2 protein-coding genes are annotated in these 1,126 nt (G+C 46.0%); both read left to right on the top strand.

The window, feature by feature from the left end; all coding sequences use genetic code 11:
* Window positions 1–57: 57 nt before the first annotated feature.
* Complete coding sequence (locus QUA62_RS29220) at window positions 58–561, top strand: helix-turn-helix domain-containing protein (RefSeq protein ID WP_333408285.1); 504 nt, start codon at window positions 58–60, stop codon at window positions 559–561.
* Complete coding sequence (locus tag QUA62_RS29225; RefSeq protein ID WP_333408286.1) at window positions 558–1,118, top strand: IS630 family transposase; 561 nt, start codon at window positions 558–560, stop codon at window positions 1,116–1,118. Before QUA62_RS29220 ends, QUA62_RS29225 begins: the two co-directional genes overlap by 4 nt.
* The last annotated feature ends 8 nt before the right edge of the window (window positions 1,119–1,126 follow it).

Below are 1,126 nucleotides of genomic sequence, written 5' to 3' on the forward strand. Positions count from 1 at the left end.
ATACCAATTTTACATGAAGTTGCATAGAATAAAGATACTGTTTAGAGGTGATAAGTTATGGCACGTCAACTGATTGTGGCGATCGCAGAAAGTGCAGAAAGTTTGGAGCAACAACTAAAACACAGTCGTACCGCCAGTCAGAAAGAACGGTTGCAAATGTTGTGGTGGCTAAAAACTGGACAAATCACTCAGCATCAAACCCTGGCCAAACGTCTGGGACGCGATGGTTCAACGGTAACTAGGTGGCTGCAAAAGTATCGTCAGGGAGGATTGTCCGAATTGTTGGCTCTCAAGAGCGCACCCGGAAAATCGCCTCACTTGAGCTTAGAGGTGATCGCCGGATTACAAAAAAGACTGGAACAGCCACCAGGCTTCAAAAGTTACGGAGAAATCGTGGAGTGGCTCAATGAGACTTATCAACTGAACCTGACATACCCCACAGTCTATCATTGGGTACACTATCGGCTTAAAGCTAAATTAAAAGTGCCGCGCCCCAAAAGCGCGAAGCAAGAACCCAGTGCCGCTCAGCGTTTTAAAAAAACATCGCCCCAGCCTTGTTGAGCTATCAACGCTTATTGGGAAAGGGACAACGGTTGCGTTACTTGTGTCAAGACGAGACTCGCTTAGGACTCAAAACCGAAACCGGGAAAGTAATTATGGCGTTTGGGGTAAAACCGAGCGCACCGGTACTCTGGAAACGTGACAATTTTTGGCTCTACGGGGTGGTCGAACCTTTGAGCGGCTGGCATTTTTGTCAAGAATACGATCGCCTCAATACTCAAAGATTTCAGGAGTTTATTGATGCCCTCTCACATCAACTGGGAGATGACATCGCACTAATTCAAGTTGACCAGGCGGGGGCTCATGTAACCAGCGCTCTGCGGTGGCCTGACAATTTGATTCCCGTTTGTCAACCAGCTCATAGCCCGGAGCTCAATCCCATTGAAAGGGTTTGGCAATTTATCAAACAACAATTCAAGGGAGAAGTGTTTCTGACACTTGGGGAATTGCGCGAACGACTTAATGAGGTTCTGCAACAAATCACACCTGAAGAAATCAGTTCACTATCTTCTTACACTTTCATTCTGGAAGCTTTATTCTATGCAGCTTCATATTAAATTGGTAT

It is taken from the genome of Microcoleus sp. MON1_C1, assembly GCF_036701945.1.
Lineage (GTDB): Bacteria > Cyanobacteriota > Cyanobacteriia > Cyanobacteriales > Microcoleaceae > Microcoleus.

Excerpts from the sequence above, each read along its gene's own strand:
- QUA62_RS29220 (WP_333408285.1), top strand. The coding sequence starts at position 58 with ATGGCACGTCAACTGATTGTGGCGATCGCAGAAAGTGCAGAAAGTTTG.